The sequence below is a fragment of the Adlercreutzia caecimuris B7 genome, assembly GCF_000403355.2.
GTDB classification, from domain to species: Bacteria; Actinomycetota; Coriobacteriia; order Coriobacteriales; family Eggerthellaceae; genus Adlercreutzia; species Adlercreutzia caecimuris.
In genome coordinates, this window is record NZ_KE159646.1 from 2199653 (window position 1) to 2218538 (window position 18886).

Sequence of the window (18886 nt, forward strand, 5' to 3'; positions counted from 1 at the left end):
GCCTCGCTATGCAGAAATGGATCCTATTTCCCTCTGCAATTGCTCCCGAGCATCCGCGTCAGTAGCCGCACGATGCGCGTCTTCGGTACGACCGGCCTCCATGAGCGCAGCTATAAGGGCAGCCAAACGGCTCTCTCCCTCCTCAATACCAGCAGAAAATCCTTCGGCACGGCCCTCAGCGAGACCCTCGGCGAGACCCTCGGCACGGCCCTCAGCGAGACCCTCGGCGAGACCCTCGGCACGGCCCTCAGCGATACCCCGAGCGCGGCCTTCGGCGAGACCTCGGGCCCGACCCTCAGCCCGGCCTTCGGCGATGCCTTCCTCAATAGCAATACGCTTCTGGATCTCCATATCCCTTTCCCAAGTAAGCAATTCCACCTTCTCCCTTCTCCACACCTCATCGTTATTGGCCGCAATCACCGCTTCGTTGATTTTCCTCACCAACTTATCGGTGCCAGCATCGCCTGTCATAACGTAGTGTAGCAGGTTCCGCAGGCTCCCTTGCGGAAGCGAGCGCCAAGCAGGAGCCGAAAGAACAATCCACGTGAATCCGTGATCCAGCACGACACCACCACTTTCTGCGCAGGTCATGTCAAACGTATACACAGGCAAGGAACAGCCGAATGGATCGCATGTGCAAATGAAGATTATGAAGCACGGCGGGAGCTTCTCGTACTCCTCGCCACGATGAAGCGAAAGGGTGTCTATCGAGCCTTGGTAGTACCTGAGCCGACGGCCGAGTTTCCCCTTTCTCGATGTCTGCATTTCGATGTCATAAACCTCGTTATCGGTTTGGACAAACGCGTCAAGCCGCACTCCGTGACTCGCGAACGACGGCCTAATGTCTCGTTCGGCAATCACATGCTCGACTTGGCTTACGGGACGATCCAAGATCACTTCTAGAACCTCCCGGCAGAGAGAGGCGTCCATCATAATCCTGTCGAACATCGGCCAATCGCAAAACTCGAGCATTCTGTCTTTCATTTTCGTTCCCTCCTCTAGTCGCTACGAGGGGAGCATACCTCCGCAAAACCGTTAAACGATGCCCAGAATGTCGCGATTTGAGCCGTCCCGGAACCGCCGTCTCATCCCGCAGTCCTTTTCAGCATGAAACAGAAAGGAGAGCGCCTCTGGGGCAACTCTCCTTTCGATGCAGAAACAACGGTCGCTCGCACACGATCTTTCAAACAGGAAGTCCCGCTTTTAAGCGGCGTGCGCTGCAACAGCGCCAGCTCATTTTCGCCGCGGTCGGGTACCACCAGGCCGCTTTCGGGGTTGTAGATGATGCCATCACCCACAAACGCCAGACGCATCTTGGCGCGGCGCTTGCTCTCGGCCCACACGAGTCAGGCTCAAGCGGCGGCGCACCACGATCACAGCATAGAGCGCCGTGACGACGATGCCCAGCAGCATTACCCAGTGAATCCAGCAATGAGGCTCATCGAAGGCTCCCAAGGGGTTGTCCTCATCGGCAATCTCCTCGGTCTCAGCCAACGGCGTGCGCTCGCCGGGCGCGGCGGCCTGCGGGGTGGCGTCGTCCTCGATAACCTCGGGCGCGTTCACGGGCGTCGTTGCCACGGGGGTAGCCGCCGGAGCCGGCGTGACCACCGTAGGCGTGACAGCTGCCGACGTTGGCGCGGACGCAGCTTACGCCGAGCGAGTCGCCTGCCACAAGACCCTCGACAGAGCCCGTCAGCGCCGGATCAGCGGCGCCTGCGAACTTGGAGGCATCGTCTACCGTCATAGACACCCTTGTAGGGAGCAATGGAGAACTCGCTCGTATCGCGCTTATAGCGAATATTGACAAACGTCGAGTCATCCGCTGCAATCTTCTCTTGGCTGAAGGATTCAGCAAAGAATCCCTCGTACTTCTTCGGGGCAGCCTCGGTATCGGCGCATTGTCAAAGTTCTTTTTTGAACGAAATAGAGGCAAGCGGCTCTTTTCGCAACATCTGCGTCGTCGGAACGAGACTGATAGCCAACCTAGTGTCGCGCTAGATTGGAAATAACCGTACCGATGATGGTAAGGGCGGCGCCCATGAGCACGATCCAGCCGAGGACGAACTTCCCCGGCAGAGATCCCAGCGCCAGAATGAAGTAGCCAATCGCCGGCACACACCCCATCGCACGACCAATAACGTTGTCGTATAGAGCCGGATGCGCGTCAACGCCGTCGTTGGCATCGCCCCGCGTAATAAGCTCGCGTGCCTCAGGATCATTTTCCTCAACACGGTGGATAACAACGTCCCCGTTGCGCCAGAACACAGCGATATCGCCCGGCACCAATTCCTCTGCAGAAAACGGCTCGGCATATACCAGACCGCCCACCGGCAACGTGGGTTCCATGGAACCGGACACAATGGCGTAGGACTGAAGCCCCATGAGACGCGGCACCAGCGTCGCACACAACGCAAGAGCCAAAACGACGCCGAGCAGAGCCGCACCGAGAAACGAGCAGAGGTGCGCCACCACCCGCAACCGCCGCAGACGGCGTTCGACGCCGCGCGAAAAATCATCCGGCGCCTGCGCGGATGCCCGAGACGAACTCGATATGTTGGCGGCTGATTCGCTCATAAGCGATATTTTACGATGGTTCCTGTCTGTTTTCTCATTCTGATATGGTCTTTTACGCGACAAAACATAAACGCGCGAAGCCCTTGCGGACCTCGCGCGTTTTCAGCTCCTCTTGCCGTTTTCGAACGACAGGAACCTGCTACTCGTTCGAAGCGGAATCCTCACCGGCACGGCGGCGACGCACCGCCACGATCACAACGATCAGAGCCGCCAGAGCCACCAGCGCAATGCCCAGAATCGGCAGCATGTCGCCGGTCTTGGCAAGCAGGGTGTCCTTGTTGGGCTTCTCAGTCGTCGACTTCTCGCGCTCGATGGTCTCGGTCTCCTCGGCATCCAGCATGGTGTCGTACAGCGCGATCGTGTTGTCGCTCAACTCGGCGTTGCCGTTCTCGGTGCCCTTGGTGATGGACACGTTGCCGTAGTCGTCGATAACGAACTCCACGTCATTGGCCAGGCGATACTGATTCGGCGCCTCAACCTCACGCAGCAAATAGGTGGTACCGACATTCAGGGTCTTCTCCAGCTTCTGCGGAGCCTTGCCCGATGTCCAGCTTGCAATCTCCTTGCCGGACTCCTTCTCAAGGATAATCAGCTTGGCACCTTCAACCCACTCGTGGGTGCGCGTGTCCAGCTTGTTCACCTCGAGAGTCGTCACCTCGTCGTACACACCGCCGTCCTTGTCATAGGTCAGCAGCACGTTGCCATCGGCGCTGTAGCCAGGCTGCGTTTCGGTATCGGCCGCAGCCTCGTTGGCAGCCTCGGTGTCAGCCTGGGCCGCCGGCGCGTTCTTGGCCTGCATGGTGCCGGAAACCTCAGCCTGAACCGCAGCATCGTCGGCGGCGACCTCGGGCAGATACTTCGAGTCGGTGTACTGCAGGGTGTAGCCGTTAGCCGAGGAGGCATCCTCAACCAGGTAGAAGTAGGAGCTGCGGAACTCGCTCACGGTATGGCCCGCCGGAGCTGCCGTCTCCTTGAAGTAGTACAGGTTGTTAGTGGACAGGCTCACGTTCTTGTAGGTGATCCAGCCGCCGTCCTCGGAGGTCGCCTCAGCCAACCAGATGTCGCCCTGGGCGTTCTCGTTCACCATATACAGACCGTAGGTGGCGCCCACCAGGCCCTCGTTACGATCGGATACGCTGGTCTTGCGCACCTGCAAGTCCATCGAGCGCGTCTTGTTGGTAATCGTCGGATGCCAATCGGGGTTCAGCTTCGACATATCGCCGATGTTGCCCGGCTGTGTGTCGAAATCGGTGTACTGCTCGTCGTAGCGCACGTTCTTGCTGGCAGCCTTGTCCCAGTAGCCGTAGTACATGTCGGTACACACCAAACGGCCCGTGGCTTCATCCTGTTCGATAACCGTGGTGAAGGTGATCACCTGATCGCTGTACAGAACGGACTGGTCGTTCATACCGCCCTTGCTGGTGTCCTCGATAACCCGGTAGTAGTAGGTGCCGGGCTTCGTGTAGGCCAGGCAGCTGGGGTTCTCCAGGTCGCCGGACACGTTGTTCGCCTTATCGAAGTCCACCATGCCGAACTCGTCGTTGGTGGTGGCGGAAATGACCGTGCCCTCGGTGTCGTTGTAGTTGGCTACCTCGATCAGCTTGAAGGCGAACTCACCGGACTTGATGGCGCGGCCCTCAAGGTTTTTGATGATCTTCGGGTCCACATAGCACACCTGATCCACCGGCTCACCGCTGGCTGCATACACGCTGTAGCTGGCAGCGCTGATCATGCCGTAGGTATCGGTGTTGTAGAACGCCGGGCTCTCGCCCTCCGGCATCGGGTTCAACGCGGAGTGGATGTCATCCGCATAGTACAGCACTGTCCCGTCGGCCTTTAGGTTGCGGGAGTTCTTCTCATCGAGTGTAACGCTCACCTTGACGACATAGGCCGTGGTGTCCTTGGCAGCATCATCACCATCTTCGGTTACCAGGTAGTAGTGATCGCCCACATCATTCTGGAAGCCCTCTCCATCACCCTGCTGCTCATAGGCAATCTCCGGGAATTCGATGGAGGCATGGTTATCCTTAAATTTTGCACCCGAAAGCGAAGCCGGCCACTTCTGAAGATTGTCGTTCGTGACGAGCACGTTCTCCAGAGGCTCGCCCACTTCGGGGACACGCTCGATCTCCTGCATAGTGAAGCTGCAGTCACCCGGTGCGCCCAGACCGTAGAAGAACTTGTCGGCCTGGAACTGCCAAGAACCCTTGGGGGTGGCAACGTTATTAAAGACAACGCCCATCTCATCGGAAACTTCCTGCAGCTTCCGGGAATCGGGGACGGTTTTGTACACAACTTTGCTCGTGCTCAAGCTGCGACCATCCTCAGCCAGAGTGGTAGTGATTTTCACGAGATAGGCCGTGGGGTCATACACGACTCCGGGCGTAGTGCCAGCCTGTTCGGCAATAGCGTACCAGTGAGTCTCCTCAGCGGCTTTGGGCTTGTAATTGAGCGTGAACGTCCCAGTGTTTTGCTCCGATTTGGAGGTGGAATCATCCACGTCGACAGTTACGCTTTCCTTGCCCTCATTCGCGAGTGCACCCAAGTCGACACCCTCGACAAGAGCCGGCTTATCGAGGTCGGCCACAACATTGGAGATGCCTTCAGTAATCTCATTGAGCTTAAAGGTGAATTCACCCGCACCAATACCATCGGCGATCTTCGTCACCGGAATCTCCGCAGAAGCCGTCAGATTCAGGGTGTTGGTTACCGTATCGGTATTTGCGCCATTAATCTTAATGCTGCCCGGAGCAACCGTGGTTGCATAGGTGGTGGTTGTCAGAGAGCCATAGGTCACACTGCTTTTCTCTACATTCAGCTGAACCTTGACTTCGGCCCCTTCGCCAATAGATGACGTATAGCCGTCTTTCTTCTCCTCTGTCAGAGTAAAGGTCTTCTCTCCCGAATCCTTAAGACCAGGAAGATTAGTGAATTTAATCTTCCCCTTTTCGTTGCTGCTTGCCTTGTAGCTATCTCCCGTTGCCTTGTCAGTCAGGACAAACGAGAACGTCTCCCCTTCCTGAAGGCTCAGCTTTTTGCCAGTGATCCCGCTGACAACTTCCTTGTTGAAAGACAGCGTATAGCCGTTGATAATTTCTTCCTTCTGGGGGAAATCACCGAAGTGCAGCGTGCCGTTGCAAGCGATGCCGCCTCCGTGAGTTGAGCTCTCGTTGTCCTCAATGATAACGGTGCGCGCTATCCCAGACTTATCCTCTTTAGCGGTGCTTGTCAGGCAAAGGGTGGCGTCATGGATCTCGTAGTCTTCATTTACAGGGATGGCAATAGGAGCGGCTGTCCAACTCTGGGTCCCATCAGCTGCATTTTCGGAGACCGTCTTACCGTTTACTTTGTTTGCCGCAATACCGGCAATGAAGCCGTTCCAGGCAATTTCCTTGCCGTTTTCATCCTTGGGATGGCTCTTGAGGTTCGTCGCTGCGATAAAGCTTGCGTAAGTGCAGTAGAAGTCTTTTGCAAGACTGCTGTCAAACTCGCCCTTCGCGTAGTTGCCTGGAAGGAGATTGTAGCCGTCGTTTCCGTAAGGCAGACTATCAGTACTTTTGTCAGTCAATACCGGAATTTCATCCTTGGCCAGGCCCTGGACAAGGAAGTCTCCCGAGGGAACTTTCATACCCGTATGCGTTAGCGAATCGGGCATGTTGAACTTCAACCCACTGTTTTTGGGACCGACTCCACCCAAGGCTTTATTGTCATATACCGCGGCACCGTTTTGCATCTTGCCGATGCCAATTTCCGCATGAGGGCACCCGGCAACGCCGCCGCCGAGGCCTTCCGCTTTATTAAGAGTAATACGAGCAGACTCTATCCTCAGAATACCGTCGTTGTTGATATAGATACCGCCGCCGCCCCAGTCGGTCGTAGTGGCAGTCTTGTTCCCTTTAATGGTCGCAGCGGTAATCTCCCCATAGCCGCGACTCCCGTTGCCCGTTTTGCCGTTCCAGTTACCCCAGGTAAAAATACCGCCACCCTCGTGCTTGGTAGCAGTGTTTTCCAGAATGGAACCACCAGACATGGTGAAACCACACCGGTAATCAATGAAAATGCCACCGCCTGCCTCAGCGGTGTTGCCGGAAACGGTTCCACCCCTAAATTCGAGTGACGCATTTTTTTCCTCACTGTTACCCTGCGCGCGACAGACATGAATGCCGCCGCCAACTTCATTCCATATAACCCATTTGTTTTTATTAGGGATGCTTCGGCCAGTGCCACCTGTAACAGTCGGCCCCGAAGAAACACCATCCTTTATTTCACCAAAGACGAGTTTCGATCCTTTGCCCTCGACAACAATAACCGAGCCCTGGCCCTCCTCGCCGTAGCCGATGATCGTTCCGCTCCCCTTGATGGTGAGCGTAGCGCCGCCGGTCACCTTGATATCGCTTTTGAGAGTACCGTTAACGGTAAGAGTGTAGCTCTTACCGTTTCCGCTGAAGGTCAGCGGACCGTTAGTATTGGTAACCTCTTCACCAGCTTTAATCTCATGGTCAGAATTTCCGACGAGGTCTTCACTTCGCGTGGCGTTCTTCTCATCTGGCTCCTCGGCAACAACGGCAATGCCCTCGTCGCTCTGGGGCGCGGCCTCATCGTCTTCGGGTTCTTCGCCAGGGACTTCTACTTTATGGGACACCATCTCGACGCCGTCGATGGTGACGACCTCGTCTTCGGCGGCCTCATCACCCTCGGCAGACTCGGCGCCTTCTTCGGAAGGCGCGGCATTTTCTCCATCTGCGGCGACTTCCTCGCCTTCAGTGGCAGCGTTCTCGCCCGTTTCGGCAAGGGCGGTCTCGTCGGCAATGTCGTCCTTCGACCCGTAGGCGATGCTGATCTGCGGGACGAGAGCGACAACGAGTAGGATCGACAGCGCGATTCCCAAGAATTTGATGAGCGGTTTGTTCTGCAGCAGCTTGGTCATGTCGTCCTCCTCCCTTTAGGCGTTCATCGAATCGGTTGCGGTCTGGTCTTCTTTCCTGCGACGACGCATCCATCCATAGAGGAAGATTCCGACGCCCACCAGAACGATGACCCCGGCTGCCACAGCCATGGCCATAGACGAGCCAAGGGCAGTCGCGTCCTGGGCGAGACCCGAGTAAAGCGGGTTCTCATCATCTACGATGGTGCGCTCGGTCGCGGTGTCCTGCCCGGCCATGTTAGCAAGCGGATTGTCGTCGTCGTTGATGATTGTTTCGCCATCGCCGGTGCCAACACCCACGTCAATGCCCGTAGGCGCTGCGGCGTCGGCACCACCAGCATCATCGCCGCCTTCGGCAGCTTCCCCAGCTGGGGCATTCACAATAGTGGTAGCCACCGGGGCCGCATTCAGGGTTTGGGCCGGGGTGGCCGAGGGGCGATCCGTTTCCACAATCTGCGTGTGGCGGATGGTAATGTTGGCGCTCAGCTCGTCATTCACATCGCGATAGTAAATAGTGTAGGTGCGCGCGGGTGAGAACGGGGCGTGGCGGATAGCCGTCTCTTGACCGGCCAGACGCACGTAGGTGTCAGAGCCCACGGCAAAGGTTCCCTCGCCGAGAATATTCACGTAATCGTTGGAAGCAGGATCCACCGTAATCGTCTCGCTACGGAGAATCTGGCTGTTCGCGATGTTCATATACTGCACGGTAATGTCGTAGGCCGCCTCCGGCATGTAGTCCTCGGGCACATAGTAGACATACTGCAGGACATCGGTGCCCTTTTCCAGATCCTCCCAAGCGTAGGTGATAGGCTCCATGTTGCCCGACCACGGAACCATGTTGCCTTTGCGCGCAGGCGTGTAGGTAGCCGACTGCTCGGGGGTGACCGTGTAGTTCACCTTATCAATAGTGGCACCGGTCTCACCGTTGATCTCAACAATCGTAAGGTTCACTTCCTTAGTGGTGGCCTGGGACTGATACACCGCCGTCACTGTGCGGCCGGCGGGGTACTCGCCCGCATCGAAACTGACCACGGGATCGTCTTCTGTGGATTCACTGCTCTGAGCCTGAATGGCCTCGTTGTCGTTAGAGGGATTCGTCGCAATCGACCATGACGCGAGCGTATAGTAGCTCACACCCCAGCTGCCTTTCTCGCGGTCGGTGGTAACCTCGTTGTTGGCGGCAGCCACCGCACTCATCGAGAAGGAATTCGGCAGCGTATACTGGTAGCCCTTGCCCTTCACATCCACAGCATCGGACCACAGCAGATTGCCGTTCTCGTCCACATATTTAATAGTGACCTGATAAGCGCCAGCCTTGGCGTTTTCCACCTCCATAACGCGCACCTGCTTGGTGGCCTGCTCGGGAGTAAGAGTCACCGTGGTGCCGTTCAACCGCTGGATGACACGGTAGTAGCGTGTCTCGGCCGTACCCGTCTCGCTGTTCTCGGTGGTCTTGAAGAAGGATTTCTTGATAGCCACCTCTTTACCGGTGCCGATGTTCTCGACCAATTCAGTGTCAACAATGTTGCCATCGGCATCCACATATTTAAGAGCACCGGAGATAGCGCCTGCCTCTGCCTGCTGGTACGAGACCACGTACTCGTTGTCATTCTCGGCCCTCGCTACCGTAGGTTCGCCGGCAGCGTTGGTGGTATCGCACCGGAAGGCCAGGGGGTTAGCATCGGTGACATTCTTGTAGTACACCGACCCTGCGCCGATCGTGTCGGCATACTGATCCTGATCGCCGACGGTACGAATGCCCATAACCTTCCACTCTTCGGAACCATCAATCCCGACGAGCTTCGCGTATACCGGGCAAATCGTGCCCTCATACAAAACCGACCCACCACGCTTGGCGTCGTACACCTTCACTGTGTAGCTGGGGAAGTTGTTCGGGTCAGCGAACACCTGCTGAACCGTTCGGGAAGCAGCCTCTTTGCTGGCGGACATATCGCCGATCCTCAGCGAAACGATCTGAGCGATGCGGCTAGAGTCGGCATTGCCGGCGTAATCAGCTGCTTCTTCGCCATCGGCATCCTGACCCTTGACGATCTGGTACGAGAAACGCGGAGCAATAAGAGAGCCGTCCTTCTCAACCTCGAGATAGATGTTCTTACCAACCCCGTTCTCAACGCGGAACAAGTCCCATAGGCCATCGGCAGCATTCACCGTCATGAAATCGACACCGTGAACCACAATTTTGTCCTGGGAATCAGCGTGAACAGCAGGGGTTTCTGCCGGAGCATCTGCCACAACATCATCGGCGAAAGCATGGCCGACAAGCTGACCGGTGCCCATGGGCACGGCAAGCGTTGCTGCCAGGGCGCAGGCGAGCATAGTGCGGCCAAGGCTCCCCTTCTTCATGGCTGCAACCGCAGTCTGACTCTTCTTCACTTCCGTCTCCTCTGCTTCTCTCACGTTCTCCGTTTAAGCTGCATACGCGCGTACGCGCGCGAGGCCACAGCCCCAACGCGCGAACGAAACTCTCCTCTTTGATGTTTGGGGTATTTCTCCTGATGACTCCCAAACATCGTGCTGTCTTGATCGCTATTGTAGTCGGGTCAACAACCTATTGTCCAGTTGTCGATTCTTCTAAAAGCGAACAACCGCAGCGCAGGGTTTTCCCTACGATTATAAGAATAGTGAGATTTGCCTGTTTGTCAGGCGTTTTGGCAATTTGACTATCTAATGAGAGCCTAAAGATTAGGTAAGCGGTTGCCTTTTTGTTACTTTTTCGAGGGTAAACGGTAGTGGATGTAAAGAGACGGATATCGGGTAGCGGCGAATCAACGTTGCGGAAGCCCTGCCACGAAGGTCTACTTTATCTCGACCCCGTGGGCGCGGGCGCAGACATCCTGCTAGGCTACTCCCGTCACGGGGGACTCGATTTCCAGAAGCCTCTTCACACAAGAAGCCGGGCCTTACGACCCGGCTTCTGAAATACTTGGTGGAGCATAGGGGGATCGAACCCCTGACCTCAGGCTTGCAAAGCCCGCGCTCTCCCAGCTGAGCTAATGCCCCGTGACAACACATTTTCTTCCACTACAGATGAAACAAGCCCAATTCGGGCCAGAATATAATAAACGCTCCACCGGCTAACTCGGCTCACGGTGGAGCGTTTATCGCAAAGTAATGGTGGGCCCGAATGGATTTGAACCAGCGACCTCACGCTTATCAGGCGTGCGCTCTAACCAACTGAGCTACGGGCCCTTGAAAAAGTGCTTGATTATCTTACGATGAATAATGCGGTAGGTCAAGAAAAAACTTTACCGAATTGCAAAATTCATTTTCGAAGCCGCGAGCGGTAAACATGGGAAAATAAGAGGCAAGAAGCGCTGAAATCAGCCTTGAGCGTCAGCTCTTTTCCTCGGTAACGGCTTAAGGAGAAGCAAGGAGGTCGGGATGGTTCCCCTGAAAGTACTCACCTTGGTTGTAGCGGGGCCAACACAGCCTTCAGTGCTTGTCTTGCAGCCTGTGGAGGACTCGCCGGCGGGAAAATCGCGTATTATTCCCATTTGGGTGGGGCCAACCGAAGCGGCGCAAATCGGGATGGCCCTTGAACATGTAAAGTTGGAGCGCCCGATGACCCACGATTTGTTTCTAGATGCGCTGACCAACCTGGACGCCCGCATAGACTCTGTCGTCATATACCAAGCGCGCGGGCAGGTGTTCTTTTCCCATCTGATTCTCAGCCAGGCAGGGCGGCTCATCTCACTCGACGCACGACCGAGCGACGCCGTATCCCTCGCACTGCGCCAGGACGCGCCCCTCTACATTGAGGAAGCAGTGCTCGATTCTGCCTCGTTCCCCTTCCTGTTTCGGGGAGAGCAGCAGACCGAGGCGGAGCTGGCCGAGTTCAAAACCTTCCTCGACCATATATCACCTGAGGATTTCGGAGGTATTGAAGGATTATAAAAAGGGGACTAGCAGCAACTAGTCCCCTCAGTTAGTAACCCGCTCCGCCCGCTCCACGTTTACCAACGACGGGCTTTGCTAGTTTTCGCATTATAGCACACAAAGTGCGCAGCAGCTATTCCTCAGCCGCTTCGACATCTCCCTCGTCGCCGTCGATGTCGTCGATGGCCAAGGATCCGTCGGTGCTCTCCTCGTCCAGCAGGTCAAGCTGGTTCTCGTCGGCGGGGCCTTCCTTCTTGGCCTTCTTCTTGCCCGTGGAGGAAATGGCCACGGCGCAAACCTTGTCCTTGTCGGCCACGTTCATCACCTTCACGCCCTGGGTGGAACGGCCAAGCTCGGAGATGCCCTTCACCGGAGTGCGCACGATGACACCCTCCTCGGATACGATCATGATCTCGTCGTCGGCGCCGACGATCTTCATAACCGCAAGCAAGCCCTTCTTGTGAGTCATGGTAATGGTGTACACGCCCTGGCCGCCGCGATGGTGCTCGGGGTATTCCTCGATCTTCGTGCGCTTGCCATAGCCCTTCTCGGTGATCACGAACAGGTCGGTGCCGGGGCGGGCAATTTCCATGCCGAGTACGTGGGCATCGGCGGGCACGTTCATGCCGCGCACGCCCATGGTTCCGCGGCCCATGGCGCGGGCCTCGGACTCGTCCCACAGAATGGCCTTGCCGGCAGAGGACACCATGATGACCTTCTCGCCCTTGGCCACGCGCTTCACCGAGATGAGCTCGTCATCGTCCTTCAAGTTGATGGCGATGAGCCCATCGCGGCGAGTGCGGTCGTACTGGTCCATGGAGGTCTTCTTCACGTTGCCCTGAGCCGTGGCGAACATGAGGAACTCCTCGGCGGGAAAGTCCTTCGTGGCGATGACGGCCGAGATGGACTCGCCCTTCTCCAAAGGAAGCAGGTTCACGATGGCCGTGCCGCGGGCATGGCGGCTGGCCTCGGGAATCTCGTACACCTTCAGGCGATACACCTTTCCCTTGGTGGAGAAGAACAGCATGTAGGAGTGGGTGGAGGCCACGAACAGGTGCTCCACAAAGTCGGCGTCCTTCAGGTTCACGCCCTGCATGCCCTTGCCGCCGCGCTTCTGCTGGCGGTAGGTGCTCACGGGCAGGCGCTTGATGTAGCCGGCCTTGGTCATGGTGACGACCATGTTCTCCTCGGCGATGAGATCTTCCACCTCGATATCCTTCGCCTCACCGGTGATGCGGGTGCGGCGGGGATTGCCGTACTTCTTCTTGATCTCCAGCAGCTCGTCCTTGATGACCTGCTTCAGCAGGCTCTCGTCGGACAGGATGCGCTTGTAGTAGGCGATCTTCTCGCGCAGCTCGGCCAGCTCTTCCTCGATCTTCTCACGCTCCAGTCCGGTCAGGCGGCGCAGGCGCATCTCCAAGATGGCGTTGGTTTGCTTCTCGGAGAGCCCAAAGCGCTCGGTCAGGCGCGCGGCGGCTTCCTTATCCGTTTGGGACGAGCGGATGATCTGGATGACCTCGTCGATGTTATCCAGCGCGATGATGTAGCCCTCGAGGATGTGCTCGCGCTCCTCGGCCTTGGCCAGCTCGTAGCGGGTACGACGGGTGACGACGTCCTTCTGGTGCTCGATGTAGTAGTGGAGGATCTCCTTGAGCGACAGCACGCGCGGGGTGCCGTTCACCAGGGCCAGCATGTTGGCGCCGAAGCCCACCTGCAACTGGGTGTGCTTGTACAGCTTGTTCAGCACCACCTGCGGAATGGCGTTGGACTTCAAGTCGATGATGATATCGATGCCCTTGCGGTCGGCAGCGTCGTGGATGTTGCTGATCTCGGGCAGCTTCTTGTCGCGCACGAGCTCGCCGAGCTTCTCCAGCAGGCGCTTGCGGTTCACCTGGTAGGGAATTTCCTTCACCACGATAGAGGAGCGGCCGTTCTTCTTCTCCTCGATCTCGCACTTAGCGCGGATGGTCATGTTGCCATGGCCGGTCTCGTAGGCATCTAAAATGCCCTTCTTGCCCATGATAAGGCCGCCCGTGGGAAAGTCGGGGCCGGGCATGACGGCCATGAGCTCCTCGGTGGTGCACTCAGGGTTGTCGATCATGAGGCAGGTGGCATCGATGGTCTCGCCCAAGTTGTGGGGCGGGATGTTCGTGGCCATGCCGACAGCGATGCCGTTGGAGCCGTTGACCAGCAGGTTCGGGAAACGGGCCGGCAGCACCGTGGGCTCTTGCAAGCTCTCGTCGTAGTTGGGCTGGAAATCAACGGTTTCCTTGTCCAGGTCGCGCAGCAGCTCCATGGCCGGCTTGTCCAGGCGGGCCTCGGTGTAACGCATGGCGGCGGCGCTATCGCCGTCGATGGAACCGAAGTTGCCGTGGCCGTCGATCAGCGGCAGGCGCAGGCTAAAGGGCTGGGCCAGGCGCACCATGGTGTCGTACACAGCGCTGTCGCCATGGGGATGGTACTTGCCGATCACGTCGCCGACGGTACGGGCCGACTTCATGTGCGGCTTGCTCGGCGTGTAGCCCGATTCGTTCATGGCGTACAGGATGCGGCGGTGCACCGGCTTCAGGCCGTCGCGCACGTCGGGCAGGGCGCGGGACACGATAACGGACATGGAATATTCCAGGAAGGAGGTCTGCATCTCCTTGCCGAGAAACGCCGCGCGCACCGTGGTTCCCTCGCCGCCGTTGGCCCCCTCGATGATAGAGCCGTGGGGGTTCGGCATGTCCACCATCATAGAGCGAGCGCGCTCCTCCTCGGAAACGGCGTGCTCCTCATCCAGGGTGGAAGAGGCCGAGGCAATCTCGGCATCCTCGTCGCCCTCGTCGTCGGTGTCGACCTCTTCGGCCAGGTACAGCGCGTCCTCTTCGGCGGCCTCTACCCCGGACTGCTCGTCGGCGTCGAAGTTCTCGTCTTCAAAATCTGCCATTTAGGTTCTCCTTAAATGTCCAGGAAGCGGACGTCGCGGGCGTGCTTCTGGATGAACTCCTTGCGGGGCTCCACCTGGTCGCCCATGAGCTCGCTTACCACGCGCTCGGCTTCCACGGCGTCGTCGATGTTCACCTGCAGAAGCGTGCGGGTGGCCGGCTCCATAGTGGTCTCCCACAGCTGCTCCGGGTCCATCTCGCCGAGGCCCTTGTAGCGCTGCACGTCGAACTTGCCCGGGTCATCGTACTCGGCGAGCGTGGCGGACAGGGCCTTCTCGTCGTAGATATAGCGCTCCACCTTGGTGCTGCGGGAGTTCTTCTTCTTCAGACCAAAGATGGGCGGCTGGGCGATGTAAATGTAGCCGAGATTGATGAGCTCGGGCATGTAGCGGTAGAAGAACGTGAGCAGCAGGCAGCGGATGTGCGCGCCGTCCACGTCGGCATCGGTCATGATGATGATGCGGTGGTAGCGGGCCTTCTCGGCGTCGAAGTCCTCGCCGATGTTGGTGCCGATAGCCGTGATGAGGGAGCTGATGGTCTCGGAAGACAGCGAGCGATGCAGACCGGCGCGCTCCACGTTCAGGATCTTGCCGCGCAGGGGCAAGATGGCCTGGAACTTACGGTCGCGGGCCTGCTTCGCGGAGCCACCTGCCGAGTCGCCCTCTACAATGAAGATTTCGGACTGGGAGGCATCCTTGCTGGCGCAGTCGGCCAGCTTGCCGGGCATGCTGAACGAGTCGAGCACGTTCTTGCGGCGGGTCATCTCGCGGGCCTTGCGGGCGGCCTCGCGGGCCTTCAGGGCCTGGGTGGCCTTGCCGATGATGCGCTTGGCCGGGGTGGGATTCTCCTCCAAATACTCGGCGAGGCCCTGGGTCACGGCGTTCTGCACCAGGGGGCGAATCTCGGTGTTGCCGAGCTTGGTCTTGGTCTGGCCCTCGAACTGCGGATCATGGAGCTTCACCGAGATGATGGCGGCCAGACCCTCGCGGGCATCTTCACCGGAGAGGTTGTTGTCCTTCTCCTTCAGCAGTCCCTTAGCGCGGGCGTAGTCGTTGATGGTACGGGTGATGGCCTGCTTGAAGCCATCCATATGCGTACCGCCCTCGTGAGTGTTGATGTTGTTGGCGAAGGCCATGACCGAATTGGTGGAATAAGAGCTGGACCACTGCAGGGCCACCTCCACGGTACCGTCAGCGTTCTCGGCCTCGAAGTAGATGGGCTTGTTCAGGGTCTCCTTGCCATCGTTGATGAACTTCACGAAGTCCACGATGCCGCCGAGAGCCTGGAAGACCTCGGTGCGGGGGTTGCCGTCGGCATCGGTCACGCGCTCGTCGTGAAGGATGATCTTCAAGCCCTTGTTGAGGAACGACATCTCGCGGAAGCGGGCCGCCAGGGTGTCGTAGTCATAGGTCGTGGTCTCGGTGAAGATGGCCGGGTCGGGCCAGAAGGTCACCATGGTGCCGGTATTCTTCGCCGGGCCCACCTCGTGCAGCTTGTTATTGGTCTTGCCGTGGTCGAAATCGATCTCGTAGGTCTTGCCGTCGCGGCGCACCTGCACCTCCACCTTGGTGGACAGGGCGTTCACGACCGACACACCCACACCGTGCAGGCCGCCGGACACCTTGTAGCCCTCGCCGCCGAACTTGCCGCCGGCGTGCAGGATGGTGAGCACCACCTCAACGGTGGGGATTTTCTCCTTGGGATGCTTGTCCACGGGAATACCGCGGCCATTGTCGTTGACCGAAATGGAATTATCGGGATGGATCCACACCTCGATAGTATCGCAGTAACCGGCCAGGGCCTCGTCCACGGCATTGTCGACCACCTCGTAAACCAGGTGATGCAGGCCGCGGGGGCCGGTGGAGCCGATGTACATGCCGGGGCGTTTGCGAACGGCTTCAAGCCCTTCAAGGACTTGAATGTCAGAACCGTCGTAATGATCTGGTTTTTGTGCCACTGACACTCCTTCGCTCTACATAGAAAATGCGCCCGATGCGAGCGCTGACTGAACGTCGATTATATCATGGCTAACCAATCAAACATACCGTTGTTTCAAAAAGAGGTCTGAGAATGGCTTGTATGGCGCTGTTTAAGGGGTAGTTTTAATCTCTTATGGGGAAAATATCATATTTCCACTGCCTGCGGTTTGTAGGGCAGCTCAACCACGTTTGCGCGGGAAAGCATATTTTCGTCGAAATAATCAAGGTTCGCAGTAGTGATAAACGTTTGGCTTCCCCGCTCCATCGCCTCCACCAGTGCCTCTCGGCGCCGGCCGTCCAGCTCACTCATCACATCATCAAGAAGAAGCACGGGCTTCTGATCGAGGATTTCCTCGATCACTGCCGCCTCGGCGAGCTTGTAGGCGAGCACAATGGAACGTTGCTGGCCCTGACTCGCATACAGTGAGGCGTTCTTTCCGTCAAGGAGAAAGGTGATTCCGTCGGCGTGGGGGCCAACAAGAGCGCGAGCACGACGACGCTCCTCGGCCGCGCGCGCCTCGAGCGCCGCAGATAAAGAAGCGCGGGCCTCGTCACGCGTGAAGGTTCTTGCTCGAACCCCATCACACAATGAGTCAATGTCAGCTGAGGCCCACGAGGGAGCGTATACCGTCTCAAGCAGCTCGCGGCCACCCGATATCTGCCGATACTTCTCGCTCATTGGGCCCTGCAGGCGAGCAAACAGCGCGGCACGGTAGCACGTGAGCTGCGCGCCCACTGTAACGAGCATCTCATCAATAGCGGCGACCAGCGCCGAATCGGCATCGTCCTTCAAGAGTCGATTCTTATGCCGAACCACCTTCTCGTAGTCGCGGCGAACCGTGTGAAAATTCTTGTTCACCTGCGATCCCAGTGTATCTACCGCCGTCCGGCGCGCCGTCATCGGCCCTTTCACCAACTCTAGGTCGTCAGGGGTGAAGATGACTGAGGGAACGAGCCCTTTCAGATCCGCCGAGCGCTTTGCCTTGCCGTTGAGACGGTACTTTCGCGCCTTTTCATCTAAAAGCAACTCGACGGTCAGGTCGCGATTGCCGTCAGATACCCGCGCCTCCAAGCGCGCTGAGTCGCAGCTATGGCGAATCAGGTGCTCGGCGGTGCTATGGCGAAACGATGTCAGCGCAGTAAGCAGCTGAACCCCTTCGACAATATTGGTCTTTCCGATTCCGTTCTCCCCGACGAACACCGTGATGTCTCCCAGGTTCGATAGATGCAGCTGGTCGTAATTGCGAAAATTCCGAAATGTCAGCTGCTCCACTCTCAGCGACATTTCTCAGCCGATCTTCCGTTGGAATGACTGAGGCAAAGGGCAACTCCACAGATGACAAGGAAGCGTTCCACGTGAAACATATTCTTAGGAAATGCGCACCGGCATGACGAGATAGAGGAAATTCTCGGGCGCGAGGGCGCGGAAGATGCCGGGCTTGAGGGAAGATTGCACCTCAAGGTAAACCTCGTCAGTGGCGATGGATCCGAGGCCGTCCAGCACATAGGCATAGTTGAAGGCAATTTCCACATCCTCACCCTCCACTGTACAAGCGAGAATCTCCTGGGCACTACCCACATCCTGAGAGGCGGCGGTCAGCTGCGTGGTCTGGGAGGCAGCATTCAAATCGAATCGCACCGGCGAAGCGTTCGAGCCGAGCAAGGAAGCGCGGCGCACACTAGCCACGAGCTTATCCACTTCAATAGTAGCGCGCGTCGTATAGGAGTCGGGCAGAAGCTGCTTGTAGTTGGGGAAATTACCCTCAATGCGACGATTGATGAACACGGTATCCTCGCATGTCACCACAATCTGATTGTCAGCCAGAGCGAGGGAGACGGGAGATTCGGTCTTGGGCAGCGATGCAATCTCCGAAAGGAACGAACCCGAGATGACCGCCTGGAACTCGTCGGCTGTCGCGTCGGGCAGGGCAGCATCGGTGATGGCAAGCCGATACGAGTCGGTCGCCACCATGCGCAGCACCCCGCCTTCCAGGGTGATGAGCACACCGGTGAGGATGGCGCGACTCTCGTCTTTCGACACAACACGCGATACGCGCTTCACCATCAAGGAGAACTGCTGGAACGGGATCTCAATACGCTGATGAGTCTCCACGCGGGGGAAGCCGGGGAAATCCTCGGCATTCAGCGCACGGATGGAGAACGACGAGGTGTCGCAGGTAATAAACGCCTGATCTTCGGTGGCCTCAACATGAACGGCGGCGTCAGGCAAGTTCTTCACAATCTCGGAGAACAGCTTGCCCGGGACTACCGTCCGCCCCTCCTCCTCGACAAGCGCTGCCACAGAGTACTGGATAGAGAGCTCCAGGTCGGTCGCCTGCAAAACGATCTTGTCACCTGTCGCCTCGATGAGGATGCCCGACAAGACCGGCAAAGTTGAACGGGTCGACACACCCTTCAACACGATCGAGAGGGCATTGGCAAGCTCGGTGCGGTTGATACTCAGCTTCACGACAGAACCTTTCCTTGGAGACGGGAAAATGCACACCACCGTAGTGATCTCACGAGAGTAAAGTGGCGATATTATACCGCTGCGCTTGCCGACTGCAGCATTCAAAGAAGAGGTT

General features: G+C 57.8%; 11 protein-coding genes and 2 tRNA genes. 1 reads left to right on the top strand and 12 read right to left on the bottom strand.

Annotation, left to right across the window (positions count from 1 at the left end):
* Positions 1 to 6 precede the first annotated feature (6 nt).
* From C811_RS0103930 to C811_RS12905, 8 genes are all read right to left on the bottom strand, one after another.
* A complete protein-coding gene (locus C811_RS0103930; RefSeq protein ID WP_016310100.1) occupies positions 7 to 984 on the bottom strand; it encodes an Rpn family recombination-promoting nuclease/putative transposase in 978 nt (325 codons plus the stop codon).
* Positions 985 to 1290: 306 nt separating this feature from the next.
* Entirely contained in the window at positions 1291 to 1578 is a 288-nt protein-coding gene (locus C811_RS12885) for a hypothetical protein (protein ID WP_016310102.1), read from the bottom strand.
* The gene (locus C811_RS17295; RefSeq protein ID WP_425304019.1) at positions 1487 to 1819 is read right to left on the bottom strand and encodes an MBG domain-containing protein; all 333 of its coding nucleotides are present in this window, start codon (positions 1817 to 1819) and stop codon (positions 1487 to 1489) included. The genes C811_RS12885 and C811_RS17295 overlap by 92 nt, the downstream gene beginning before the upstream one ends.
* Positions 1820 to 1983: 164 nt before the next feature.
* The gene (locus C811_RS12890; RefSeq protein WP_022926621.1) at positions 1984 to 2574 is read right to left on the bottom strand and encodes a signal peptidase I; all 591 of its coding nucleotides are present in this window, start codon (positions 2572 to 2574) and stop codon (positions 1984 to 1986) included.
* Positions 2575 to 2713: 139 nt separating this feature from the next.
* Positions 2714 to 7501 carry a SpaA isopeptide-forming pilin-related protein gene (locus tag C811_RS0103935; protein ID WP_016310104.1) on the bottom strand — a complete coding sequence of 1596 codons (4788 nt, stop codon included), beginning with the start codon at positions 7499 to 7501 and terminating at the stop codon, positions 2714 to 2716.
* A 15-nt stretch (positions 7502 to 7516) separates the two neighbouring features.
* The gene (locus C811_RS12895; protein ID WP_016310105.1) at positions 7517 to 9892 is read right to left on the bottom strand and encodes a hypothetical protein; all 2376 of its coding nucleotides are present in this window, start codon (positions 9890 to 9892) and stop codon (positions 7517 to 7519) included.
* Positions 9893 to 10443: 551 nt separating this feature from the next.
* A tRNA-Ala gene (locus C811_RS12900) sits at positions 10444 to 10519 on the bottom strand.
* Between the two features lie 112 nt (positions 10520 to 10631).
* A tRNA-Ile gene (locus tag C811_RS12905) sits at positions 10632 to 10708 on the bottom strand.
* 192 nt (positions 10709 to 10900) lie between these two features.
* Here C811_RS12905 and C811_RS12910 point away from each other — a divergent pair.
* Entirely contained in the window at positions 10901 to 11413 is a 513-nt protein-coding gene (locus C811_RS12910) for a bifunctional nuclease family protein (protein ID WP_016310106.1), read from the top strand.
* Positions 11414 to 11528: 115 nt separating this feature from the next.
* Here C811_RS12910 and gyrA read toward each other — a convergent pair whose 3' ends face one another.
* The 4 genes from gyrA to dnaN form a co-directional block, all read right to left on the bottom strand.
* The gene (gene gyrA / locus C811_RS12915) at positions 11529 to 14120 is read right to left on the bottom strand and encodes a DNA gyrase subunit A (RefSeq protein ID WP_202612093.1); all 2592 of its coding nucleotides are present in this window, start codon (positions 14118 to 14120) and stop codon (positions 11529 to 11531) included.
* A 215-nt stretch (positions 14121 to 14335) separates the two neighbouring features.
* A complete protein-coding gene (gyrB, locus tag C811_RS12920; RefSeq protein WP_016310108.1) occupies positions 14336 to 16279 on the bottom strand; it encodes a DNA topoisomerase (ATP-hydrolyzing) subunit B in 1944 nt (647 codons plus the stop codon).
* A gap of 167 nt (positions 16280 to 16446) precedes the next feature.
* Positions 16447 to 17574, bottom strand: coding sequence for a DNA replication/repair protein RecF (recF, locus tag C811_RS12925; RefSeq protein WP_051127449.1), 1128 nt, complete (start codon positions 17572 to 17574; stop codon positions 16447 to 16449).
* A 96-nt stretch (positions 17575 to 17670) separates the two neighbouring features.
* Entirely contained in the window at positions 17671 to 18771 is a 1101-nt protein-coding gene (gene dnaN / locus C811_RS12930) for a DNA polymerase III subunit beta (protein WP_016310110.1), read from the bottom strand.
* Between the last annotated feature and the right edge of the window lie 115 nt (positions 18772 to 18886).